The 24,052-nt window shown below is 68.3% G+C and carries 23 protein-coding genes and 1 tRNA gene; 20 read left to right on the top strand and 4 right to left on the bottom strand.

All coding sequences use genetic code 11. The features are described 5' to 3' along the window. The 16 genes from ACZK4S_RS00260 to pyk all read left to right on the top strand — a co-directional run bounded on the left by ACZK4S_RS00260 (position 1) and on the right by pyk (position 16,700). Positions 1 to 1,557, top strand: a complete 1,557-nt coding sequence (locus tag ACZK4S_RS00260) for a UDP-N-acetylmuramoyl-L-alanyl-D-glutamate--2,6-diaminopimelate ligase (RefSeq protein ID WP_463643021.1) — start codon at positions 1 to 3, stop codon at positions 1,555 to 1,557. Beyond that, positions 1,535 to 2,974, top strand: a complete 1,440-nt coding sequence (locus ACZK4S_RS00255; RefSeq protein ID WP_076058297.1) for a UDP-N-acetylmuramoyl-tripeptide--D-alanyl-D-alanine ligase — start codon at positions 1,535 to 1,537, stop codon at positions 2,972 to 2,974. Before ACZK4S_RS00260 ends, ACZK4S_RS00255 begins: the two co-directional genes overlap by 23 nt. Then, the gene (gene mraY, locus ACZK4S_RS00250) at positions 2,971 to 4,050 is read left to right on the top strand and encodes a phospho-N-acetylmuramoyl-pentapeptide-transferase (RefSeq protein ID WP_076058299.1); all 1,080 of its coding nucleotides are present in this window, start codon (positions 2,971 to 2,973) and stop codon (positions 4,048 to 4,050) included. Before ACZK4S_RS00255 ends, mraY begins: the two co-directional genes overlap by 4 nt. Further along, positions 4,032 to 5,498, top strand: a complete 1,467-nt coding sequence (gene murD, locus ACZK4S_RS00245) for a UDP-N-acetylmuramoyl-L-alanine--D-glutamate ligase (protein ID WP_076058301.1) — start codon at positions 4,032 to 4,034, stop codon at positions 5,496 to 5,498. The genes mraY and murD overlap by 19 nt, the downstream gene beginning before the upstream one ends. A 25-nt stretch (positions 5,499 to 5,523) precedes the next feature. Beyond that, positions 5,524 to 6,768: a putative lipid II flippase FtsW gene (gene ftsW, locus ACZK4S_RS00240; protein ID WP_463643020.1), complete on the top strand. Its 1,245-nt coding sequence runs from the start codon at positions 5,524 to 5,526 to the stop codon at positions 6,766 to 6,768. Continuing rightward, the gene (gene murG, locus ACZK4S_RS00235; RefSeq protein WP_463643019.1) at positions 6,765 to 7,847 is read left to right on the top strand and encodes an undecaprenyldiphospho-muramoylpentapeptide beta-N-acetylglucosaminyltransferase; all 1,083 of its coding nucleotides are present in this window, start codon (positions 6,765 to 6,767) and stop codon (positions 7,845 to 7,847) included. Before ftsW ends, murG begins: the two co-directional genes overlap by 4 nt. Positions 7,848 to 7,866: 19 nt before the next feature. Continuing rightward, positions 7,867 to 9,309: a UDP-N-acetylmuramate--L-alanine ligase gene (gene murC, locus ACZK4S_RS00230; protein WP_463643018.1), complete on the top strand. Its 1,443-nt coding sequence runs from the start codon at positions 7,867 to 7,869 to the stop codon at positions 9,307 to 9,309. Beyond that, positions 9,306 to 10,037 (top strand): cell division protein FtsQ/DivIB, encoded by a 732-nt coding sequence (locus ACZK4S_RS00225; protein WP_463643017.1) that lies wholly within the window; start codon positions 9,306 to 9,308, stop codon positions 10,035 to 10,037. Before murC ends, ACZK4S_RS00225 begins: the two co-directional genes overlap by 4 nt. Positions 10,038 to 10,146: 109 nt before the next feature. Next, a complete protein-coding gene (gene ftsZ, locus ACZK4S_RS00220) occupies positions 10,147 to 11,328 on the top strand; it encodes a cell division protein FtsZ (RefSeq protein ID WP_463643016.1) in 1,182 nt (393 codons plus the stop codon). Between the two features lie 107 nt (positions 11,329 to 11,435). Then, positions 11,436 to 11,897 carry a cell division protein SepF gene (locus tag ACZK4S_RS00215; protein ID WP_076058311.1) on the top strand — a complete coding sequence of 154 codons (462 nt, stop codon included), beginning with the start codon at positions 11,436 to 11,438 and terminating at the stop codon, positions 11,895 to 11,897. Between the two features lie 5 nt (positions 11,898 to 11,902). Beyond that, positions 11,903 to 12,190 carry a YggT family protein gene (locus ACZK4S_RS00210; protein WP_198928170.1) on the top strand — a complete coding sequence of 96 codons (288 nt, stop codon included), beginning with the start codon at positions 11,903 to 11,905 and terminating at the stop codon, positions 12,188 to 12,190. A gap of 108 nt (positions 12,191 to 12,298) precedes the next feature. After that, entirely contained in the window at positions 12,299 to 13,252 is a 954-nt protein-coding gene (locus ACZK4S_RS00205; RefSeq protein WP_076058316.1) for a DivIVA domain-containing protein, read from the top strand. Positions 13,253 to 13,363: 111 nt separating this feature from the next. Continuing rightward, a complete protein-coding gene (locus tag ACZK4S_RS00200; protein WP_076059394.1) occupies positions 13,364 to 13,789 on the top strand; it encodes a TraR/DksA family transcriptional regulator in 426 nt (141 codons plus the stop codon). Next, positions 13,753 to 14,289, top strand: coding sequence for a signal peptidase II (lspA, locus tag ACZK4S_RS00195; RefSeq protein WP_463643015.1), 537 nt, complete (start codon positions 13,753 to 13,755; stop codon positions 14,287 to 14,289). The genes ACZK4S_RS00200 and lspA overlap by 37 nt, the downstream gene beginning before the upstream one ends. Further along, positions 14,286 to 15,218: an RluA family pseudouridine synthase gene (locus tag ACZK4S_RS00190; protein ID WP_463643014.1), complete on the top strand. Its 933-nt coding sequence runs from the start codon at positions 14,286 to 14,288 to the stop codon at positions 15,216 to 15,218. The genes lspA and ACZK4S_RS00190 overlap by 4 nt, the downstream gene beginning before the upstream one ends. A 54-nt stretch (positions 15,219 to 15,272) precedes the next feature. After that, positions 15,273 to 16,700 carry a pyruvate kinase gene (gene pyk, locus ACZK4S_RS00185; protein ID WP_076058319.1) on the top strand — a complete coding sequence of 476 codons (1,428 nt, stop codon included), beginning with the start codon at positions 15,273 to 15,275 and terminating at the stop codon, positions 16,698 to 16,700. Positions 16,701 to 16,770: 70 nt separating this feature from the next. Here pyk and ACZK4S_RS00180 read toward each other — a convergent pair. Further along, positions 16,771 to 16,853 (bottom strand) — tRNA-Leu (locus ACZK4S_RS00180). Positions 16,854 to 16,994: 141 nt separating this feature from the next. Between ACZK4S_RS00180 and ACZK4S_RS00175 the strand changes: the two genes are divergently transcribed. After that, positions 16,995 to 17,576, top strand: coding sequence for an ANTAR domain-containing response regulator (locus tag ACZK4S_RS00175; RefSeq protein ID WP_076058321.1), 582 nt, complete (start codon positions 16,995 to 16,997; stop codon positions 17,574 to 17,576). Between the two features lie 40 nt (positions 17,577 to 17,616). Here the strand turns inward: ACZK4S_RS00175 and ACZK4S_RS00170 are convergent, their stop codons facing one another. Then, a complete protein-coding gene (locus ACZK4S_RS00170; protein WP_463643013.1) occupies positions 17,617 to 18,018 on the bottom strand; it encodes a PaaI family thioesterase in 402 nt (133 codons plus the stop codon). Positions 18,019 to 18,061: 43 nt separating this feature from the next. Between ACZK4S_RS00170 and polA the strand changes: the two genes are divergently transcribed. Then, on the top strand, positions 18,062 to 20,731 hold the full coding sequence (polA, locus tag ACZK4S_RS00165) for a DNA polymerase I (RefSeq protein ID WP_463643409.1): 2,670 nt from the start codon (positions 18,062 to 18,064) through the stop codon (positions 20,729 to 20,731). A 3-nt stretch (positions 20,732 to 20,734) separates the two neighbouring features. Here the strand turns inward: polA and ACZK4S_RS00160 are convergent, their stop codons facing one another. After that, positions 20,735 to 21,490 (bottom strand): class F sortase, encoded by a 756-nt coding sequence (locus ACZK4S_RS00160; RefSeq protein WP_143570833.1) that lies wholly within the window; start codon positions 21,488 to 21,490, stop codon positions 20,735 to 20,737. A 210-nt stretch (positions 21,491 to 21,700) separates the two neighbouring features. On the opposite strand from ACZK4S_RS00160, the gene rpsA reads away from it, so the two are divergent. Beyond that, on the top strand, positions 21,701 to 23,146 hold the full coding sequence (gene rpsA, locus ACZK4S_RS00155) for a 30S ribosomal protein S1 (RefSeq protein WP_076058328.1): 1,446 nt from the start codon (positions 21,701 to 21,703) through the stop codon (positions 23,144 to 23,146). 84 nt (positions 23,147 to 23,230) lie between these two features. Here rpsA and ACZK4S_RS00150 read toward each other — a convergent pair whose 3' ends face one another. Then, the gene (locus ACZK4S_RS00150; protein ID WP_143570834.1) at positions 23,231 to 23,386 is read right to left on the bottom strand and encodes a lmo0937 family membrane protein; all 156 of its coding nucleotides are present in this window, start codon (positions 23,384 to 23,386) and stop codon (positions 23,231 to 23,233) included. A gap of 63 nt (positions 23,387 to 23,449) precedes the next feature. On the opposite strand from ACZK4S_RS00150, the gene coaE reads away from it, so the two are divergent. After that, positions 23,450 to 24,046 (top strand): dephospho-CoA kinase, encoded by a 597-nt coding sequence (coaE, locus tag ACZK4S_RS00145; RefSeq protein WP_076058331.1) that lies wholly within the window; start codon positions 23,450 to 23,452, stop codon positions 24,044 to 24,046. The last annotated feature ends 6 nt before the right edge of the window (positions 24,047 to 24,052 follow it).

Genomic DNA, 24,052 nt, shown 5'->3' with positions numbered 1-24,052 from the left:
ATGACATCGATCCGGCCCACCCAGACCACGGCGGCCCCGCTCACCGAACTGGTGGCGGGGCTCGACCTCGTCGGCGACATCGGCAGCTCGGCGCCCATCACCGGCATCAGCCTCAGTTCGCAGGAGATCCTGCCCGGCTGGTTGTACGTGGCCTTGCCCGGCAGGCAGCGGCACGGCGCGGATTTCGCCCGGGCCGCCGTCGACGCCGGCGCCGCCGCAGTGCTCACCGACGACGAGGGGGCCGCCCGGCTGACCGGGCTCGAGGTGCCTGTACTGGTGGCCGACGACGTGCGTGCGGCCATGGCGGTCGTCTCCGCGCGGGTCTTCGGCGAGCCCGCGCGGCGCCTCACGACGCTGGGCGTGACCGGCACGAACGGCAAGACCACCACCGTCGCGCTGGTCAAGGCCGGCCTGATGGCCGCCGGGCGGGTGGCCGGCACGATCGGCACCATCGGCTTCCGCCTGGGTGGCGAGGAGTTGAACTCGAGCAGGTCGACGGTGACCACCCCGGAGTCGCCTGACCTGCAGGCGCTGCTGGCCGTGATGGAGGAGCGCGGGGCCGATTCGGTCGCCGTGGAGGTGAGCTCACACGCGATGACCCTCAGCCGGGTCGATGCCATCGAGTTCGACGTGGCGGCGTTCCTCAACCTGGGCCGCGACCACCTCGACTTCCACCACACGCTGGAGGAGTACTTCGCGGCCAAGTCCAGGCTCTTCGAGCCGGGCCGCGCCCGCACCAGCGTGGTCTGGACCGACGACAGCGCCGGCGTCGAGATCGCCGGCCGGGTCGCCGGGCACGGGCAGAGCCGGCTCGTCACGACCGGTACCGGGCCAGAGGTTGACTATCGGATGAGTGACTACCGCCCCGTCCATCCCCTCGGCGGCGTCGCGACGGTGACCCGTCGGGGCGAGGACCTGACCCTGGAACTGAGCCTGCCGGGCGTCTACAACATGATCGACGCCGTGGTGGCGCTCGCCATGCTGGAAGCGGTCGGCGTGCCCGCGGAAGCCGCGCTCCGTGGCCTGGCCACCGCCCAGATCCCGGGCCGGATGCAGCGCGTGCACCTCGGCCCCGACGCGCCGTTGACGGTGGTGGACTTCGCCCACACCCCGCAGGCGGTCGAGGCCGCCCTCCGGTCCCTCCAGGGGATCGGCACCCTCGTGTGTGTGCTGGGCTGCGGCGGCGACCGGGATGCCGAGAAGCGTCCGGAGATGGGCGCGGTGGCGGCCGGCCTGAGCGATGTGACGATCATCACCGACGACAACCCCCGCTCCGAGGACCCGGCCGCGATCCGCGCCGAGGTCATGGCGGGGGCGCGCCGGGCCCAGCGGCCCGGCACCGAGCTCCTCGAGGTGCCTGGGCGGCGCGCCGCCATAGAGACCGCCTTGGGGCGGGCCGGTGGCGATACTGTGGTGGCGATCCTCGGCAAGGGGCACGAACGCGGCCAGATCCTGGCAGACCGCACCGTCGACTTCGACGATGTTGAGGAGGCGGCCCGTGCCTGGGGCCGCGGCGGTGAGGAAGGAGACCCGCATGCGTGTGCGCACGATGTTTGAGTTGGTGGAGCTGATCCAACCGGCCCCCGTCGAGCTGTTCGGCGACGACACCGCCGTGGAGGTGGGCCCTGACGTCGTCATCGACAACCGTGAAGCCACCGAGGGTTCGCTCTTCGTCGCCATCCCCGGCGAGCGCGCAGACGGGCACGACTATGCTGCGGCCGCCGTCGAGGCGGGCGCGCGCGGCATCATCGGGATGTACGGCACGGCCGCAGAGGTGCCGCACATCCTCGCCGAAGATTCCATCACGGCCATGAGCTGGCTCGCCCGCGGCATCGTCCGCGAGGAACGCGCCCGCGGGATGGTCTCCATCGGCATCACCGGCAGCTCCGGCAAGACCAGCACCAAGGACCTGATGGCGCAGGTCTTCGAGGCCGCCGGCCCCACGGTGGCCCCCGTCGGCTCCCAGAACAACGAGGTCGGCGTGCCGCTGACCGCGTGCCGCGTCGACGCCGACACCCGGTACCTCATCTCGGAGATGGGCGCCCGCGGCAAGGGGCACATCGCGTGGCTCACCTCGATCGTCGGGCTCGACGTCGGCGTGTGCCTCAACGTGGGCCGCGCCCACGTCGGCGAGTTCGGGGGAGTGGAGGCCACCGCCATCGCCAAGTCCGAGATCGTGGCGGATCTGGCGGAGGACGGCTGGGCCGTGCTCAACGCCGACGACCCCGCCGTCGCGGGCATGGCCGCCGTCACCAAGGCTCGCATCGCCTGGTTCGGCGAGGGCCAGCTGGACGGCGGCGACCTCAGGGTCAGCGCCCGCAACGTCACCATGAACGCCCTGAGCCAGCCCAGCTTCGAACTCGTCGCGAGGGACTCCGACGGTGAACGCACCGCGCAGGTCGCTCTGGGCGTGATCGGCCGGCACCAGGTGCCCAACGCGCTCGCCGCGGCCGCCGCCGCCCTCGCGGTGGGCCTCGACATCGAGCTGGTGGCACGGGCCCTCTCCGGGGCCGTGCAGCGCTCGAGTTGGCGGATGGAACTCATCCCGCGCCCCGACGGCGTGCTCGTGCTCAACGACTCCTACAACGCGAACCCCGATTCCATGGCCGCCGCGCTCGCGACCGCCGTCGAACTGGTGCACGGCACGCGGGGCGAACACCCCGGCGCGCGGGTGGTGGCGGTGCTCGGCGACATGCTCGAGCTCGGCCCGTTGGCGGACGACCTCCACGAGGAGGCGGGCAGGCTCGCCGCAGACCTCGGTGTCGCCGAGGTGGTCGCTGTCGGGGACCTGGCCGACAGGATCGTGGCCGGCGCCGCCGGTGAGGGCATCACTGCGCGGACGGCGAATCGTGAGGAGGTCGTGGCCTCCCTTACGCTGAACCCCGGCGACGTCGTGCTCATCAAGGGATCCCGCGGCGTGGGTCTCGAAACGGTGGCGGCCGCCCTGGCCGGCAAGGACGGAGCGGCGAAGTGATCAACATCCTCACGGCAGGTTCGCTGTCGTTGCTGTTCTCCCTGATCGGCACTCCGCTGCTGATCAAGTTCCTGACCAGGCGACAGTACGGTCAGTTCATCCGCGAGGACGGCCCCACCACGCACCACGTCAAGCGTGGCACCCCCACCATGGGCGGCCTGGTGATCATCGTCGCGGTCGTCCTCGCCTACACCGTCACGCACTTGGTGCGCTGGCAGGCGCCGACGGTGTCGGGCCTGCTGCTCATCGGGCTGGCGGTCGGCATGGGCTTCCTGGGCTTCCTCGACGACTGGTCGAAGATCTCCAAGGAGCGCAGCCTGGGGCTCACCCCGCGCGGCAAGCTCATCGGCCAGGCGCTCATCGGCGGCGGGTTCGCCGTCGCCGCCCTGACGCTGCCGAATCACCGCGGCATCACACCGGCGTCGCCGGCCATCTCCTTCCTGCGCGACATCCCGTGGCTCACGATGCCCCTGGTGCTGGCGGTGCTGTTCATCGTCTTCCTGATCGCTGCCTGGTCCAATGCCGTCAACATCACCGACGGCCTCGACGGGCTCGCCGCCGGCTCCGCCACCCTGGTCTTCGCCGCGTACACCATCGTCAACATCTGGCAGTTCAACCAGTGGTGCTCGCGGCCCTCGGTGGCCCGATCGATGGCGGCACGCTGCTACGAGGTGCGCGACCCCAACGACCTCGCGGTACTGGCTATCGCCTTCGCCGGAGCCACCTTCGGCTTCCTGTGGTGGAACGCCAAGCCGGCCAAGATCTTCATGGGCGACACCGGTTCCATGGCCATCGGCGCCACCCTCGCCGGCCTGTCGGTCATGACGCGCACCGAACTGCTGCTGCTGATCCTCGGCCTGCTATTCGTGATCGAGGTGGGCTCGGTCGCGCTCCAGGTCAGCTACTTCAAGGCCACCAAGGGCAAGCGCATCTTCAAGATGTCGCCCATCCACCACCACTTCGAGTTGAAGGGGTGGGACGAGGTCACCGTCGTCATCCGCTTCTGGATCATCTGCGGCCTGTGCGTGGCGGCCGGCATGGGCGTGTTCTACGCGGAGTGGGTGACGGGCTCGTGACACTGGATTGGATCCCCACCGCAACCCGTCTTTCGGACTGGCCCTCCGCCCAGGTCGTCGTCGCCGGCCTCGGCGTGTCCGGTTTCGCAGCGGCCGACGGCCTGATGTCGCTCGGCGCGAAGGTCGTCGTCCTGGACGAGTCCACCGTGCACGCTGAGAAGGCCGAACTCCTCGAGAAGCTCGACGTGACCGTGCGGCTCGGCCCGGGGTCGACGGCGGAATTGCCGCCCGGCACGGACCTCGTCGTCACCTCCCCCGGATGGCGCCCCTCCGCGCCGCTGCTGCGCCAGGCGGCCGCAGCCGGGGTGCCCGTCTGGGGCGAGACGGAACTGGCCTGGCGCATGATGCAGCCGGACAGGGTGATCCCGTGGCTGGGCGTCACCGGCACCAACGGCAAGACCACCACCACCCAGATGGTGGAATCGATGCTGATCGCCGACGGCCGGAAGGCCGCCGCGGTGGGCAACATCGGCCGGCCCATCATCGAGGCCATCCTCGACGACGTCGAGTACGACGTGTTCGCCGTCGAGCTGAGCAGCTTCCAACTCCACTGGATGAACAACATCAACCTGCACGCCGCTGTGGTGCTCAATGTGCACCCCGACCACCTCGAGTGGTACGAGGGCGTGCCCGACGCCATGGAGCGCTACTCCGCAGAGAAGGCCAAGATCTACGAGGGCGTGACACACGCCTGCGTGTACAACGTCGATGAGCCCGTGACGGAGCGGATGGTCGAAGAGGCGGAGGTCGTCGAAGGCGCCCGCGCCATCGGTTTCACGCTCGGCACCCCGGCCATCTCGATGCTCGGCGTCGTCGACGACCTCCTCGTCGACCGGGCCTTCGTCGAGCAGCGTCGCGATTCTGCCCTCGAGCTGGCGAAGATCTCCGACGTGCAGCCGGCCGCCCCGCACAACGTCGCCAATGCCCTGGCGGCCGCGGCGCTGGCGCGCAGCTACGGCGTGCACCACACCTCCGTCGCCAAGGGCCTCCAGCGGCTCCAGTTGGGCGGCCACCGCATCCAGCAGATCGCGGAGACCGACGGCATCCGGTGGATCGACGACTCCAAGGCCACCAACCCCCACGCCGCCAACTCCGCCATGCAGGCCTTCGATTCCTTCGTGTGGATCGCGGGCGGCCAGGCCAAGGGCACCACGTTCGACGAGCTGATCGAACGGCACCGCAGCAAGCTGCGCGCCGCCGTCGTCATCGGCGTGGACCGGCACCTCATCGCCGACACGCTTGCCCGACACGCGCCCGACGTCCCCGTTCGGGTGCTGGACAGCAGCGACACTGGGGTGATGGACGAGGTCGTCGCTCTGGCGGGGCAGTTCGCCCGCCCCGGCGACGCGGTGCTGCTCTCCCCGGGCTGTGCCAGCCTGGACATGTTCGACAGCTACTCGGCACGCGGGGACGCGTTCGCCGAGGCGGCACAGCGGTATCTCGGGTAGGCACAGGACAGGAGGGATCACGACCATGGCGTCCGACGCAGCCACTTCCCCCACGGCGCGGTTCACCATCTGGTCCCAGGTGCGGGCCCTGGCGGCCTCGCCCATGGCCCCGTACTATTTCGTCGCCGCGAGCGTTGCCGTGCTGATCGGGATCGGGCCATTGATGGTGCTCAGTTCCTCGGCCGCGCTGGCCCAGTCCACGCAGGACGGCCCGTACCACTACGCCCTCAGGCAGCTCGCCTTCCTCGCCATCGGTCTGGTGTTCCTGGTGATCCTCAGCCGGCTGCCGTCTTCCCTGCTTCGACGGTTCGGCTGGCTGTTCTGGGTGATCGCCGTCGCCCTCCTGATCGCCGTCCAGATCCCCGGCCTCGGCGTGCTTGTCAACGGCAACCGCAACTGGCTCCTCATCGGCGGCAGCCAGTTCCAGCCCTCGGAGTTCGCCAAACTGGCCCTGGTCGTGTGGTGCGGCACGATCTTCCACGTGAAGCGCGGCAGGCTGCACGAGCCGTGGCAGTTGGCCGTCCCGTTCGTGCCGTTGGGCGGGCTCATCCTGGCCCTCGTGCTGGCCGGCCGTGACCTGGGCACCGGCCTCATCATCGGCCTCATCCTGGTGGCGGTGATGTGGTTCATCGGCACCTCGCTGCGGGTTCTGCTGCCCCTGGGGGCGGCCGTGACCGGGCTGGCGCTGCTGCTGGTCTACGGCTCGGGCAACCGCATGAGCCGCATCAGCGTGTTCCTCGACCCGCAATCCAACACGGACCTCTCGTCGCAGCCCATGGCCGCGCTGTACGCGCTGGCCTCGGGCGGCTGGTGGGGGCTCGGCCTCGGCGCCTCCAAGCAGAAGTGGGGCGGGCTGAAGGACGGCGCACACACTGACTTCATCTTCGCCGTCATCGGCGAGGAACTGGGGCTGTTCGGCGTGCTGCTGATCATCGCGATGTTCGCCCTGCTCGGTTGGGCGGGGCTGGAGATCGCCATCCGGTCCGACAAGATGTTCAATCGCGTAGTCGCGGCCGGCATCACCGCCTGGTTCCTCGGCCAGGCCACCATCAACATCTTCGTCGTGATGCACCTCCTGCCGGTCCTCGGCGTGCCGCTGCCGTTCGTGTCCTCCGGCGGCTCGGCGCTCATCGCCAGTCTCATGGGCGTCGGCGTCCTGCTCTGCCTGGGCCGCGACACTCCGGGGGCGCGGGCGTACCTGGCATCGCGCAAGGTCCCTGCGAGACCGCGCATGACGAGCGTCATGGCGGCAGGCAGGGAGGACTCGTGACCAGTGTGGTGCTCGCCGGCGGAGGTACCGCCGGCCACACGTCGCCGCTCATCGCCACCGCCAAGGCGCTCCTTGCGACCCGGCCAGACGCCACCATCGTGTGCGTCGGCACGGCCAGGGGGCTGGAGACCCGCGTGATTCCCGAGGCGGGGCTCGATCTCGAACTGATCACCCCGGTGCCGCTTCCCCGCACGCTGAACCTGGATCTGGTGAAGCTGCCCTACACGCTGACCCGGTCGGTGCTGGAGGCCCGCAGGGTCATCCGTCGGGCGCGGGCCGATGTGGTCGTCGGTTTTGGCGGCTACGTCTCGATCCCGGTGTACCTGGCGGCCCGTCTCGCGCGGGTGCCTGTGGTGGTGCACGAGGCCAACAAGCTCCCCGGCATCGCCAACAAGATCGGTGCCCGCTCCGCGAAGTTCGTCGGCACGACGTTCCGTGAGACCCAGCTGCCCGGAGGTGTGCTCGTCGGCATGCCGATGAGCCGCTCGATCACCCACCCGTCGGTGGGCGCCCAAGAGGCGCGGTCCCGGTTCGGGCTCGACCCGGAGCGCCCCACGCTCCTGGTCAGCGGCGGCTCGCAGGGAGCGGTGCGCATCAACGACGCGGTCGCGGAGGCGCGCGACGAGTTGCTCGCCGCCGGGATCCAGATCCTGCATGTGCTGGGGCCGAAGAACTTCGACGACACCGTGCACACCGTCGTCACGGGGGATTCGGGCGCGCAGTACCGCCCGGTGGCGTTCGTCTCGGACATGGCCGTGGCCTACGCCGCCGCAGACCTGATGGTCGGCCGTGCGGGTGCCGGCACCGTGATGGAGACCGCCGTGAGCGGCCTCCCCGTCGTGTTCGTGCCGCTGCCCTGGGGCAACGGGGAGCAGGGGAGGAACGCGGCGGAACTTGTCGCCTCAGGTGGCGGCGTTCTCGTGCCCGACGGTGAGATCAGCGGGGCTAGACTGGTCGACGTCGTGACCGAGATCCTCGGAGATCGGCAGCGCCTCGCGCAGATGTCGGCCACGTGCCGCGACCTGTATCCGGCCGATGCGGCCGAGGTCCTCGCAGCCGCCATCATCGACGCCGTCTGAGAAAGGTCGATCACACCCCATGCTCCTCAATCCCATCGAGGTGGTGCCCGCCGACCAGGTGGGACCGGTCCATTTCATCGCAGCAGGCGGCTCCGGCATGAGCGGCATCGCCCGCCTCTACGCCGAACTCGGCATCAAGACCTCCGGTTCGGACCAGTCGGATTCGACGGCGCTCCGCGGCCTTCAACGGGCCGGAGTGACCACCTACGTGGGGCACGACGCGTCCCAGGTCGGCGACGCGAAGACCGTCGTGATCTCCTCGGCCATCCGGGCAGACAACGTCGAACTGGTGGAGGCCCGCAGGCGCGGCCTGCGCATCTGGCACCGCTCGGCGGCCCTCGCCGCGCTGATGAAGGGCAAGCGCGGCGTCTCCGTCGCGGGCACACACGGCAAGACGACCACGACGGCCATGACCGCCGTCATGCTCAGCGAGGCCGGCAGGGATCCCAGCTACGTCATCGGCGGCCCGCTGTCGACGACGGGGGCGAGCTCCGCCGTCGGCGCCGGCGAGTCGTTCGTCGTCGAGGCCGACGAATCGGATGCCTCGTTCCTGCAGTACCCCACGGAGATCGCCGTCATCACCAACGTGGAGGCGGACCACCTGGTCAACTGGGGCACCGCTGAGGCCTACGCCGACGGCTTCCGCGCCTTCGCCACCAGGCCGCACGTCCAGCACGTGGTCATCAATGTCGACGACGCCGGCTCCCGGATGTTGGCGGACGAGCTGGTGGGGGAGACGCCGCACATCATCCGCTACGGCGAGTCCGAGGACGCCGACGTGCGCATCACCGAGGTGGAGGCCCACGGCAACGGGGTCGCCGCCACCATCACGTACGGGAGTGATTCCGGCCGGATCGTGCTCCAGGTGCCGGGCAACCACAATCTCGCCAACGCCTCCGCCGCCTATGCGGTGGGCCGGGTGCTGGGGCTGAGCCACGATGAGGCTGTGGACGCGCTCGGCCGGTTCGAAGGCACGCTGCGGCGCTTCCAGCTCATCACGGACACCGCCGGCATCCGCGTCTTCGACGACTACGCGCACCACCCCACGGAGATCCGCGCGGCGCTGACGGCGGCCCGGCGCGCCACGTCGGCCGGCAACGAGGCCACGGGCCTCACCGGCCGCTTGATCGCCTGCTTCCAGCCGCACCTCTACAGCCGGACGCTGGACTTCGCCGACGAGTTCGGTGAAGTGATGACGCTGGCGGACATTGCGGTCATCAACGACATCTGCGGCGCCCGGGAAGACCCGGTGCCCGGTGTCACCGGTGAACTCGTCGTCGACGCGGCCCGGAAGCACGGCCAGGAGAACCTGGTCTACGTCAAGGAGAAGTACGACCTTCCCGCTGCCCTCAACGACATCGCGGAGCCGGGTGACCTCATCATCACCCTCGGCTGCGGCGACGTCACGATCGTCGGCCCGCTGCTCGCGGATCTCCTGAAGCAGCGGCCCACGGCGAAGTGAGCGAAGCGCTGACCCCGGGCGAGTTCGCCCGGGCCCTCCAGGACAAACGCAACGCAGAGCGCCGCCGCAGGTGGTGGTTCCGCGGCGGTCTCGCAGCCGCCCTGGTGCTGGTGAGCCTGGGTGTCTGGCTGGCCTTCTTCTCGACGGTCTTCGCGGCCCAGCAGGTGTCCGTCACCGGCGTGTCGCTGTTGACGACGGACCAGGTGGTCACCGCCGCCGAGGTCTCGATGGGGGAGCCGCTGCTCACGCAGGACCTGGGCGCCGTGACCCAACGGGTCAACGACCTGCCCGCGGTGCGCTCGGCCGAGGTGTCGCGGCAACTGCCGGACACCGTCGTGATCGAGGTCACTGAACGCACCGCCGCCTTCCTGCGGGAGCGCGACGGCCAGTACGACTGGATCGACGAGGAGGGCGTGGCCTTCCACCGCACCGCCTCGCCCGGCCCGCAGGACCTCCCGGCCACGGTGGCCGTCGTGGAGGACCAGCAACGGTTGCTGGCAGATGTCGCCACCGTCGCCAACCACATCCCGGCAGACGTCAGGCCGGCCGTCGTCTCGATCTCGGCAGAGGCGGTGGACCGGATCTCGCTCGCCCTCGAGGGTGGGCGCACCGTCGTGTGGGGGAGCGCGGACGAATCCGAGTTGAAGGCCGACGTGGTGAGTGCTCTACTGAGCGTTGAGGCCACCGTTTACGACGTGTCGGCACCGGGACACCCCACGACCAAGTAGGTGCCCGGGCCAGGCCTCAACCAAACCCTGAAGTAGCACTTGAGGTGATTATTGAGGGTTTGGGCCGTGCCGTTGGACTGGCCTTGAACGCCCCCATAGTCTCTAGCCCATGGCAAGCGCATCTCAGAACTACCTCGCGGTGATCAAAGTCGTCGGTGTCGGCGGCGGCGGCGTCAACGCCGTCAACCGAATGATCGAAGCGGGGCTCCGCGGCGTGGAGTTCATCGCCGTCAACACAGATGCGCAGGCATTGCTGATGAGCGACGCGGACGTCAAGCTCGACATCGGCCGTGAACTGACCCGCGGTCTCGGCGCCGGGGCCGACCCCGCGAAGGGCCGGCAGGCCGCAGACGACCACTCCGACGAGATCGAGGAGGCCCTCAAGGGTGCCGACATGGTCTTCGTCACCGCGGGTGAGGGAGGCGGCACCGGTACCGGCGCAGCCCCCATCGTCGCGAAGATCGCCCGCTCGCTGGGCGCCCTGACCATCGGGGTGGTGACTCGGCCGTTCTCCTTCGAGGGCAAGCGCCGCGCCTCCCAGGCGGATGTGGGCATCGAGCAGCTGCGCGAGGAGGTTGACACCCTCATCGTCATCCCCAACGACAAGCTGCTCCAGATGACGGACCACCAGGTGGCCATCCTTGATGCGTTCAAGCAGGCGGACCAGGTGCTGATGCAGGGCGTGTCCGGCATCACGGACCTCATCACCACGCCGGGTCTCATCAACCTCGACTTCGCCGACGTCAAGTCCATCATGAGCCAGGCCGGCTCCGCCCTCATGGGTATCGGTTCGGCCCGCGGCGAGGACCGTGCACGCGCCGCAGCGGAGATGGCCATCTCGTCGCCGCTGCTGGAAGCCAGCATCGACGGCGCCCACGGCGTCCTCCTCTCCATCGCCGGTGGTTCAGACCTGGGTCTGTTCGAGGTCTCCGCAGCTGCCCAGCTCATCGAGCAGGCCGCGCACGACGAGGCCAACATCATCTTCGGTACCGTCATCGACGACGCCCTGGGCGACGAGGTGCGCATCACCGTCATCGCCGCCGGGTTCGACGGTGGCATGCCGCAGCGCCGCCCGCAGGCCCGCGTCGCCCCCAAGCCGCAGACGCAGCAGCAGCCCGCCCCCCAGCCACGGCCGCAGCAGCAGCCGCAGTTCGAGGCGGAGCCCACCAACCCGGGCCACCAGCAGTACCGCGCGCAGCAGGCCAGCCCCATGCCGACGCAGCGTCCCGCCGCGCCCCAGCCCGGGCCGGACTACGACGACGACCTGGATGTCCCCGACTTCATGAAGTGATCACGGCGCGTCGGTGCGTCGGATCCGGTAACCCTGGCGCGGCGCGCTAGCCTTCGTGTATTAACCAGAAGGAGACTCTCGTGGGCGTTCGGAAGCTTGCCGCGTGGATGGGACTCGTCGAAGACGGTCGCTATCGGGATGACGACATCGACGACGCAGACGAACTCACGGACGACGTCTACGTTGAGGAAGACGAGCCCAGCGCGGAAGTCAGCCGCGTGCAGGCCCTGCCGCAGCGCCGCCCCAAGCCGGTGACGCCCGTGGCGCAGCCGCAGAAGGAGGTGGCCGACTTGAGCAGAATCGTCAGCGTCCGTCCCCGCTCGTACAACGAGGCGCGGGTCATCGGTGAGAACTTCCGGGACCAGATCCCCGTGATCATGAACCTGTCCGACATGGAGGACGGCGACGAGAAGCGCCTCGTCGACTTCGCCGCAGGCCTCGTCTTCGGGCTCCAGGGCAACATCGAGCGCGTCTCCAGCAAGGTGTTCCTGCTCTGCCCGCAGAACCTGGTTGTGGGCCCCGAAGACAAGGAGCGCATCGTTTCTGGTGGCTTCTTCAACCAGAGTTGAGCACAGTGGTCGCATACATCCTCTGGTGGCTGATCAACCTCTACATCTGGATCCTCCTCGCCCGCGTCATCCTGTCGTGGGTGCCCATGTTCGCTCCCGGCTGGCACCCGAAGGGTTTCGTGCTGGTCATCGTGGAGACGATCTACAGCCTGACTGATCCGCCGGTGCGCTTCCTCCGACGGTGGATCAAGCCTGTGCGGCTGGGCAACGCCTCGCTTGACCTGAGCGTCCTGGTGCTGTTCATCCTGCTGCAGATCATCGGGCAACTGGTGCTGGTCTACCTGCCCTTCTGAACCCTTCACCCCCGCTTGAGGTGTTGGCAGGTGCCCATGGGGCTACGCTAGCCTCAGACAATCCGGTTCCGGCCGGTTGATTGATCATCTTTCGATATGGAGCCAACAATGAGTCTGACACTCGACGAGGTGCGCCAGATCCGATTCCGCATGTCCCGGCGTGGCGAGACGGGTTACCAGGTCGGCGACGTCGACACCTTCATCGACAAGGTCGAGCTGACGTTCGACGAGTTCGACAAGGAGCGCGAACGCCTCCGCCGCGAGCTTGACTCAGTGCAGTCCACCAGCGTGCAGCCCGCCGTGGTCGATGACTCGGAGCTGCGTTCCGCGCTCCAGGACAAGGACCACGAGATCGCCGCCCTCCGCGGCGAGGTCGACCGGCTCAAGTCGGCCCTGAACAGCAGTGGCGACTCCAGCGCCGCTCACCAGGCTGCCGCCGAGGAACGCGTGCGCGAGTTGTCCGCCGAGAACGACCAGCTGCGCAGCCAGTTGGAGAAGGTGCGCGCCGAGTACGACCGCGCCCGCTCCGAGCGTGTGACCCAGGTCGGCGGCACCGAGAACATCGTCGTGACCAGCTCCGAAGAGGCTGCTCCCGCCGTCACGCGGCTCCTGCAGATGGCCACAGACCAGGCCACCACCCTCGTCAACGAGGCGCAGGCGGAAGCTCAGCGCAAGATCGCCGAGGCCGAGCAGCGCGCCACCGAGATCAAGACAGACGCCCGCACCAAGGCCGAGCGTGTCGAGTCTGAGGCCCGGGTCAACGCGGAGCAGGTGACCAAGGAAGCCGAGTCGCGCGCCAGCGACGTCGACCGCCAGGCCACCGAGCGCCGCCACGAACTGTTCTCCTCACTCGAGCGTGAGCAGGCAGACCTCACGGTCAAGGTGGACGCCCTGCGCTCCTTCGAGACCAGCTACCGTGAGAACCTAACGGGCTCCCTGCAGCGCCTCCTGTCGTCCGTCAAGGAGGACCGGCCGGAGCCGCACGACGTTCCTGAACTCGCCCGGCAGCGCCACTCCGAGACCCCCCGTCTCGATGCGTTGGCCGGCGGGGATCAGCAGTAGTCACCAACCTCTTTGCGCACAGGCCGATCCATAAGTGGGTCGGCCTGTTGCGTTGCGCCCATCCTGGTGTAGCCTTCCCCAACCAGAACACCACTGCGAGAAAGAGCAGCCATGCCGACGACGAAAAAGACCCCTGAGACCCAGGTGGTCCTCCCCGTGCTTGAGGGCGAGGAGCAGTGGACTCCCGAAGAGGTGGCGGAGCAACGCGCCGAGCTCGTCGATGAGATCCAGCGCATGGAACGCCGCATCGAGCAGACCGAAGCCGAACTGGACTCGCTGATGCGTGGAGGCATCGACGGCGCCGGACGTGATCCCGTCGACGTGGGGTCCAGCAACTTCGAACGAGACCAGGAGCTGTCGCTCGTGCAGAACGTGCGCGAGATGGCAGAGCAGGCCCGCCTCGCGCTCCACCTGTTCGACAATGGTGAATACGGCTACTGCGAGGTCTGCGGCCAGCCCATCGGCAAGGGCCGCCTCCAGGTGTTCCCCCGCGCCACGATGTGCGTGACCTGCAAGCAGCGCGAGGAACGACGCTGAACAAGCAGCGCTGGGGTGTCGGTCTGCTCGCCGCGGGTCTCGGCCTGACGATGCTCGCGGTGGATCAACTGATCAAGATCGCCTCCGTCACGTACCTGATCCCTGGTGAACGCGTGCCCCTCGTGGGGGAGCTGCTGAGCCTCAACCTCATCCGTAACCCCGGAGCGGCCTTCGGCATGGGTTCCGGGGTCACGATCGTCTTCAGCGTGTTCGCCATCCTCGCCACCCTCGGCTGCCTCGTGGCGCTCACACGCATCACCGCGCTCTGGCACGCCGTCGCGCTCGGCCTGCTCTTCGGCGGCATCACCGGCAACCTGGTGGACCGGATCACCCAGCCGCCCGCGGCGCTGCACGGCCACGTGATCGACATGTTCCAGGTGCCGAACTTCGCCATCTTCAACTGGGCCGACGTCTGCATCACGGTGGCCGCGGGTCTCATCATCGTGGCCGGCGTTCTGGCCGAGGTGCGGGAGAGGAACCTCCAGAAGGTGGCCGCATGAGCGTCTTCCTGATCCCGGATGCCCTCGCCGGCGAACGCCTGGACACCGCGGCCGCCCGCATCTCCGGCTACTCCAGGTCCCGCATCGAGACGCTGATCGCCGACGGCCACCTCCGGTTGGGCGGCGCGGTCGTGGCGAAGGGCTCCCTGAAGGTCCGTGGCGGCGAACTGCTCGACCTCGATGACTCCGCCCCCGTGGGCGTCCAGGTCCGGGCGCAGTTGGCTGACGGCGTGCGCATCGTGTTCGAGGACGCAGACCTCGTCGTCGTCGACAAGCCCGTCGGTGTGGCGGCGCATCCCAGCCTCGGCTGGGTGGGACCCTCCGTCGTGGAGCACCTCGCCGCCGCCGGCGTGCAGGTGGCCACCTCCGGTGCCGCCGAGCGCCAGGGCATCGTGCAGCGCCTCGACGTCGGCACCAGCGGCCTGATGGTGGTGGCCAAGTCGGAGGCCGCCTACAGCGTGCTGAAGCAGGCCTTCCGTGACCGCACCGTCGACAAGATCTACCACGCGCTCGTGCAGGGCCATCCGGACCCGTTCACGGGCACCATCGAGGCGCCCATCGCGCGGCACCCGGGTGCCGACTGGAAGATGGCCATCATCGAAGGTGGCCGTCATTCGGTCACGCACTACGAGACGCTCGAAGCGCACCGTGCCGCAACCCTCCTCGAGGTGCACCTGGAGACCGGCCGCACCCACCAGATCCGGGTCCACATGGCGGCCATCGGCCATCCCTGCGTGGGCGACCCCCTCTACGGCGCAGACCCCACCATGGCGGAGCGCCTCGGCCTCATCAGGCAGTGGCTGCACGCCGTCGAGCTGGGCTTCACGCACCCCACCAAGGGTGACGAGGTGCGCTTCACCTCTCCGTACCCAGCTGATCTGGCACGGGCGCTGGAGCTCGTGCGCGACGGGATCTCCCAGCCGCGATGACTCATCGGGGCACCCCGATGCGCCTGAGGCGGCCCTTGCAGTAGTCTTGGGCCCGTGCGTAGAGCAAAGATCGTATGTACCCTCGGCCCTTCCGCTGAAACCGTTGAGCGCCTGGTGGAGCTCCTTAATGCCGGCATGAACGTCGCCCGTCTCAATATGAGCCACGGCGACTACAACGAGCACGGCAACCGAATCACGAACGTCCGCGAAGCAGCTGAGCTGACCGGCAAGACCGTCGGCGTGTTCGCCGACCTGCAGGGCCCCAAGATTCGTCTTGGGCGCTTTGAGAACGACGAGAAGCATTATCTCGAGGTGGGCGACCGGTTCACCATCACCATCGACGACATCTCCGGCACCAAGGAGCGTTGTTCCACGACCTACAAGGGTCTGACCGGCGACGTCAATGTGGGTGACCCCATCCTCATCGACGACGGCAAGGTCGGCCTGCGGGCCGTCGAGGTCACGGAGAACGACGTCGTGTGCGAGGTCACCGTCCCCGGGCCCGTCTCGAACAACAAGGGCATCAACCTGCCCGGTGTCGCCGTATCCGTCCCGGCCCTGTCCCAGAAGGACGAGGACGACCTGCGGTGGGCGCTGCACCAGGACGTCGACATGATCGCGCTGTCCTTCGTGCGCTCGGCCGATGACATCAAGCGTGTCCACGAGATCATGGACGAAGAGGGGCGCCACCTGCCCGTCATCGCCAAGCTCGAGAAGCCCCAGGCGATCGCGAACCTCCAGGACATCATCGACGCGTTCGACGCGTTCATGGTGGCCCGCGGTGATCTCGGCGTCGAACTGCCCCTCGAAGAGGTGCCGCTGGTCCAGAAGAAGATCATCCGCGCGGCCCGCAAGTGGGCCAAGCCGGTGATCGTCGCCACCCAGATGCTGGAATCGATGATCTCGAACCCGCGCCCCACGCGGGCCGAGACCTCCGACGTCGCCAACGCCATCCTCGATGGCGCCGACGCGGTCATGCTCTCGGGCGAGACCTCCGTCGGTGACTTCCCGGTCGAGACCGTGTCCACCATGGCCCGCATCGTCGAGAAGACCGAGCGCGAAGGCCACGCCGAGATCCACATCATCGACTGGGACCCGCACACCACGGGCGGCATCCTGGCGAAGGCCGCCGCCGAGGTCGCCGAGCGTATCGGCGCCCGCTACCTGGTGGCCTTCACCAAGTCCGGTGACACGGGCCGGCGCATCTCGCGTCTGCGTTCCCCCATCCCGATGCTGGTGTTCTCCCCGGAGAAGGCCACCCGCCAGACCATGACCCTGTCGTGGGGCGTTGACACCCAGGTCACCCCTGAGTTCAACACCCAGGAAGAGGTCGTCGAGGCCGTTGACCGTCACCTCCGTGACCGCGGCATGATCGAGGTCGGCGAGCGCATCGTCATCGTCTCGGGTTCGCCCATGGGCATCCCCGGCAAGACGAACAACCTGCGCGTCCACAAGATCAAGGAGCTCGGCGAGTCCCACTGACCCGTCGGCGGCCCTGCCCGCAACTGAAACACCCCGCCAGGAGCGATCCTGGCGGGGTGTTTGTTGTGCGTGCCCGGGAGGGGACTCGAACCCCTACGGCCTTTCGACCAGACGGGTTTGAGCCGTCCGCGTATACCATTCCGCCACCCGGGCGGGCCCCACTTATTGTGCCATAGACCGCCCACCTGATGCGTTGCGGGCCTGAGTGGGCACTTTGCCCGCGACGGGAGTAGTATCTGGGCAGGTTGACCGACGAAGCTCGCCTCCCGGGGCGAGGGAAAAGTGCCACTAGATATGACGAAGAAGAAGCCCACTGTGATTGTCGCCGAGGACGAGGCGCTGATCCGCCTCGACCTGGTCGAGCTCCTCACCGAGGAGGGATACGACGTGGTCGGCGAAGCCGGCGACGGTGAAGAAGCCGTCAAGCTCGCCCGCGAGCTCGTACCCGACCTCGTGATCATGGACGTGAAGATGCCCAAGATGGACGGCATCACGGCCGCAGAGATCATCGCGGAGGAGCGGATCGCGCCCATCGTCATGCTCACCGCGTTCAGCCAGCGCGACCTCGTGGAGCGCGCGCGTGACGCCGGCGCCATGGCCTATGTCGTGAAGCCGTTCGGCGCCTCCGACGTGGTTCCGGCCATAGAGATCGCCATGGGTCGTTTCCAGGAGATCGCCGCCATCGAGGATGAGCTCGCCAGCCTCGAGGACCGCCTCGAGTCGCGCAAGATCATCGACCAGGCCAAGGGCATCCTGCAGCAGGACCTGGGCCTCACGGAGCCGGAGGCGTTCCGCTGGATCCAGAAGACCGCCATGGACATGCGTAAGTCCATGCGCGACGTCGCCGAGGGCGTCATCTCCCACAAGAAGAAGTAGCGCCCGCCCTGAGCCTGCCGGCGATCCCTGCCGGGCAGGCTCAGCGGCGGTTGATCATGTGGCAGGTCAACCGCCCGGTAGCGGTGAGCCTGCCCTGTTCGTCGACGATGTCGACGGAGTAGGTCACCATGTTGCGGCCGAGGTGCAGGGCGGTCGCGGTGCCGGTCACCCTGCCCTTGGTCGCCGCCCTCAGGTGGGTGACGTTGAGATCGACGCCCACGCCCACCCGGTCCGGCCAGCCGTGTGCCATGGCCCCCATCGACGCGAGGGTCTCGACCACGACGCCGCTGGCGCCGCCATGGAGGAGACCGAACGGCTGCTCGTTGCCCTCCACCGGAATCCAGCCCACGACGCGTTCCGGCGTCAGTTCGGTGATGGTCAGGCCCAATTTGTCGTCGAGCGGGGAGAACTGGTCAGCGAGCCAGGCAGGGATGGAGTTCATGGGGCCCCACTCTGCCACGGTAGGCTCTTGAGCTGTGACTGACGTGAAGAAACTGCTGCTGATCGACGGACATTCCGTGGCCTACCGGGCGTTCTTCGCCCTGCCGGTGGAGAGTTTCGCCACCCGTACCGGCCAGCACACCAACGCGGTCTTCGGCTTCACCTCCATGCTGATCAATGTGCTGCGCGACGAGCAGCCCACGCACATCGCCGTCGCCTTCGACGTGGCGCGCGAGTCCTTCCGTACCGAGCAGTACCCGGAGTACAAGGCGAACCGCTCGAAGTCCCCGGACGAGTTCAAGGGCCAGGTGGCCCTCGTCAAGGACGTGCTCGACGCGCTGCGGATCCCGTTCGTCGAGATGGCCGGCTACGAGGCCGACGACCTGATCGCGACGCTCTCCACCCGTGCCGCCAGTGAGGGCTTCGACACCTACATCGTCTCCGGCGACCGCGACGCCATGCAGCTCGTGAACGAGCACGTCACCCTGCTCTACCCCCGCCGAGGTGTCTCGGACCTGGCCCGGATGACGCCGGCCGCGGTGGAGGAGAAGTACCTGGTGCCGCCCGCCCGCTACCCCGAGATCGCCGCGCTGGTGGGGGAGACGAGCGACAATCTCCCGGGCGTGCCCGGGGTGGGCCCCAAGACCGCCGCGAAGTGGATCGCGCAGTTCGACGGGCTGGACAACATCGTCGCCCGCGCCGAGCAGATCCCCGGCAAGGCCGGCGAGTCGCTGCGCGCGCACCTGGACGACGTGGTGCGCAACCGCCGCCTCAACGCGCTGGTCTGCGACCTCGACATCGACCTGGCGCTGCCGGACACGGTCCGCGTGGACTGGGACCGGGAGCGCGTACACGAACTGTTCGACGCCCTGGAGTTCCGCGTGCTGCGCGAGCGGCTGCTGGAGTTGGCCGCCTCCGCTGAGCCCGTGGCGACCGAGAGCTTCGCCGTCGAGGGGGCTCGGCTGGAGCAGGGCGAGCTGGCCGCATGGCTCGCTGCGCACGCCCAGCAGGCAACTGCCGTCCACTTCGTCGGCACCTGGGGTGCGGGTGAGGGGGACCTGACCGCCCTGGCGCTGGCAGCATCGGACAACTCGGGGGCGTACGTCGACACGGCGGATCTCACCCCGGAGGACGACAAGGCCCTCGCGGAGTGGCTGGCCGACCGCTCTCGGCCCAAGCTGATCCACGAGGCCAAGGGCCCCACCCTGGCGTGCTGGAGCAGGGGCTGGGACCTGGACGGCGTGCAGCTCGACACGCTGCTGGCCGCGTACCTGCTGCGTCCTGACCAGCGCACCTACGACCTCTCAGACCTGGTGGTGCGCTACCTGCACCGCGACCTCGCCGCGCAGCAGCAGGCCGACGAGGACGCGCAACTGGCGCTGGACTTCGGAGACGAGGACGACTCCGCCGTCGAATCCGCCCTGCTGCACGCGCGGGCCGTGCACGACCTGGCAGAGGTGCTGTCCGAGCAGCTCGCCGAACGCAACGCGGCCGCCCTCATGACGGGGGTCGAACTGCCCCTGCAGCGGACGCTGGCCACCATGGAGAAGCTCGGCATCGCGGTCGACGTGGACCGGCTGCACACCCTGCGCGACGAGTTCGACCGCGCCGTGCGGGACGCCCAGCAGGCCGCGTTCGACGTGCTCGGGCACGAGGTCAACCTCGGTTCGCCCACGCAGCTGCAGGGGGTCCTGTTCGACGAACTGGGGATGCCGAAGACCAAGCGCACCAAATCCGGCTACACGACCAACGCCGAGGCCCTCGAACAGCTCTTCGAGAAGACGGAGCACCCGTTCCTCGGGCACCTGCTGGCCCACCGCGACCGGATCAGGTTGCGCCAGACCGTCGACGGGCTGCTGGCCACGGTGCGGCCGGACGGCCGCATCCACACCAGCTACATGCAGGCGATCGCGGCGACGGGGCGCCTGTCGTCGACAGACCCGAACCTGCAGAACATCCCCATCCGCACGTCGGTGGGCCGCCAGATCCGGGCCGCGTTCGTGCCGGGTGACGGGTACGAATCGCTGATGTCGGCGGACTACTCGCAGATCGAGATGCGCATCATGGCGCACGGCAGCAAGGACCCGGGGCTGATCGAGGCCTTCGAGTCGGGCCGCGACTTCCACGGCGAGATGGCGTCCCTGGTGTTCGGCGTCGAACCCGGAGGTGTCACGCAGGAGATGCGGGCGAAGATCAAGGCGATGAACTACGGCCTGGCCTACGGGCTGAGCGCCTTCGGCCTGTCCAACCAGCTGAAGATCTCTGTCGGTGAGGCGCGCGACCTCATGGACGACTACTTCTCCCGCGTCGGCGGCGTGCGCCAGTACCTTGCCGCCATCGTCGAGGAGGCCCGCCGCGTCGGGTACACCGAGACCATGCTGGGCCGTCGCCGGTACCTGCCAGACCTCACCACCACCAACCGGCAGCGCCGGGAGATGGCGGAGCGGGCCGCGCTCAATTCGCCCATCCAGGGGTCTGCCGCAGACGTGATCAAGGTCGCCATGATCAACGTCGGTCGCGCGCTGGACGACGCAGGGCTCGCCAGCCGGATGCTGCTTCAGGTGCACGACGAACTGGTTCTCGAGATCGCCCCGGGCGAGCGAGAGACCGTCACCGAACTGGTGGCGCGCGAAATGGGCGGTGCCGCGAAGCTGCTGGTGCCGCTCGAGGTGTCGATCGGCGTGGGCGACAGCTGGCAGTCTGCCGCCCATTAGGACTCAGGCGGCAGGGACCACCGGGTCTGCGTAGAACAGGATCCGGGAGTCCCACGCCTTGGTGCTCGCCTCGTAGTCCCAGCAGATCACGATGGCCAGCTGGGGCGCGCCTTCGAAGTCGACCATCACGTCGGAATCAGGGTCGTAGTCCTCGACCCACACCTTCACGGCCTCCGTGTATTCGTAGCACTGCACCTGGCCGTCGCTGCCGTACAGCTTGATCACGTCGCCGGGTTCCAACTGGGACCTGCCGCCCTCGTACATCTCGTTGCCGAGGGCGGGCGGCAGGCTGGGGTTGTAGGTGTGGATGGACAGGACGGCCTTGCCGTGGGCGGCGCCGGGCTTGGGGCCGCCGCTCCACCAGGAGGCGGTGCGGGGCTGGTCGAACGGGGGAGCGGCGATGTTGCCGTCCTTGTCCAGGTTCAGCGCGATGACCCGCTCGTCGGCGCCCAACGACTCGATGGTGAACCGCTGCGGCACGAAGCCGTCCGAGACCGCCGTGCACTCCGCGAGGGCCGGGTTGCCCGACGGCGGGGCCTGGCCGGCAGGTGACGCCGAGGGCGTCGCCGGAGCCGGCGACGGGAGCGCGGTGGTGGAGGCCGGGGCGGGGGACGAACTGGCTGGAGCCGCAGGCCCGGCCGCGGGTGCACCGCCGCGGGTGAGCGCGAAGACCAGCAGCGCGATCACCCCGACGACGGCGGCCAACAGGACGAGGAGGCGCGCGGAGCGCCGGCGCTGGGGTTCGGGGGTCTGCGACACGTGGGCAAGCATAGGCATTGGCCGGATCGGACCATAACCGCTAGTGTTCTCCGGTTGGCCCCGATTTCGACTTCAGGTTGCCGTTGCTCGACGAAGAGCGGTAGGCTGAGCGGGCACTGTGGCCTGCGTTCTCTCGGACGGAGTAGAGAGCGGTGATTCGTCACGGGCGCAGTGCATCCATTTTCATCCACTATTTCGGAGCCCTACTACATGACCTCCTCCACTGAGGCCTCGACTGTCGCAGTCGATGACATTGGCACCCGCGAAGATTTCCTCGCTGCGGTTGACGCCACCATCATTTCTTTCAACGACGGGGACATCGTCTCCGGCACCGTCGTCAAGGTTGACCGGGACGAGGTCCTGCTCGACATCGGTTACAAGACCGAAGGCGTCATCCCCTCGAAGGAGCTGTCCATCAAGCACGACGTCGATCCTTTCGACGTCGTCCAGGTGGGTGATGTGATCGAGGCCCTCGTCCAGACCAAGGAGGACAAGGAAGGCCGCCTCATCCTGTCCAAGAAGCGCGCACAGTACGAGCGCGCCTGGGGCACGATCGAGAAGATCAAGGAAGAGGACGGCGTTGTCACCGGCTCCGTCATCGAGGTTGTCAAGGGCGGCCTGATCGTCGACATCGGCCTGCGTGGCTTCCTGCCCGCGTCGCTGGTCGAGATGCGTCGCGTCCGCGACCTCCAGCCCTACGTGGGCATGGAGCTCGAGGCCAAGATCATCGAACTCGACAAGAACCGCAACAACGTGGTCCTGTCGCGTCGGGCCTACCTCGAGCAGACCCAGTCGGAGGTCCGCCAGACCTTCCTCACGCAGCTCCAGAAGGGCCAGATCCGCAAGGGTGTCGTGTCCTCCATCGTCAACTTCGGCGCGTTCGTCGATCTCGGCGGCGTGGACGGCCTCGTGCACGTCTCGGAGCTCAGCTGGAAGCACATCGACCACCCGAACGAGGTTGTCGAGGTCGGCATGGCCGTCACCGTCGAGGTGCTCGAGGTGGACATGGACCGCGAGCGCGTCTCCCTGTCGCTCAAGGCCACCCAGGAAGACCCGTGGCAGACCTTCGCGCGTCTGCACCAGATCGGTCAGATCGTGCCCGGCAAGGTCACCAAGCTGGTTCCGTTCGGTGCGTTCGTCCGCGTCGGCGAGGGCATCGAGGGCCTGGTCCACGTGTCCGAGCTCGCTGAGCGTCACGTCGAGATCCCGGAGCAGGTTGTCGCCGTCGGTGACGACCGTATGGTCAAGGTCATCGACATCGACCTCGAGCGTCGCCGCGTCTCGCTGTCGCTGAAGCAGGCCAACGAGGGCATCGACGTCGCCGCAATCGACTTCGACCCGGCCCTCTACGGCATGCAGGCGTCCTACGACGAGCAGGGCAACTACATCTACCCCGAGGGCTTCGACCCCGAGACGAACGACTGGAAGGAAGGCTTCGACGAGCAGCGCGCTGCTTGGGAGGCCCAGTACGCCCAGGCGCACGCTCTGTGGGAGGCCCACAAGGCTCAGGTGGAGTCCGCCGAGACTGCCGAACGCGATGCCACCGTCGAGGCTGCCGCCGGTTACACCTCGACCGACGTCGAGACCGACGGGGCCGGCTCGCTGGCTTCCGACGAGTCGCTGCAGGCTCTGCGCGACAAGCTCGCCGGTAACTGATCCCGCGTCACCGACAAGGCCCGCCCCCGAATGGGGGCGGGCCTTGTGGTTCCGGTGCCAGGTGGTTTTCCTGGGTCGGTCTGATCAGACGCCGCGGCGCCCGGTCACGAGGTTGACGATCAGGACGATGAGCGCGATCACCAGCAGAATGTGGATGAAGGCGCCGCCCACCTTCAGGAGGAAGCCGAGCAGCCATAGAATGACCACCACGACGAGAACGATCCACAGGATGCGTGCCATGAGGTTTCCTTTCATGCCGTTGTCAGGTTCGGGTTCGTTTCAGCCTACAGGGAGGTGGGGGCGGTGGTAAGGGTTGGCCTGACAGGGGGTATCGCCTCCGGGAAGTCCTTCGTCGCGGACGAACTCGAGGCCCGCGGCGCGGTGATCATCGATTCGGATCTGCTCGCACGGGAAGTGGTGCAGCCGGGCACCCCGGGCCTGGCCGCCGTCGTCGAGCGGTTCGGCGAGGACATCCTGACGCCTGAGGGGATGCTCGACAGGCCACGGCTCGGCCGGCTGATCTTCGCCGATGACGCTGCGCGCGAGGACCTCAACGCCATCGTCCACCCGCTGGTGCGCGCCAGGAGCGCGGAAATGGAGCAGAAGGCGCCTGCGGACGCCGTCGTCGTCCACGTGATCCCGTTGCTGGTGGAGACCGGCCAGCAGGACCTGTTCGACGAGGTGGTCGTCGTGGACGTGCCGGTCAACACCCAGATACTGCGCCTCATGCACCGCAACAACCTGAGCCGCGACGAGGCCTACCAGCGGATCATGGCACAGGCCTCCCGCGTGGAGCGGCGCGCGGCAGCCACCCAGGTCATCGACAACGACGGTGACCAGGCGTCGACCGTCCGCCAGGTCGAGCAGTTGTGGGAGAAACTCAGCAACTCTGCGACCTGAGCGCCG

This window comes from Tessaracoccus zhenghani, from assembly GCF_055326325.1.
This window is presented reverse-complemented; position numbering and strand designations above follow the sequence as displayed.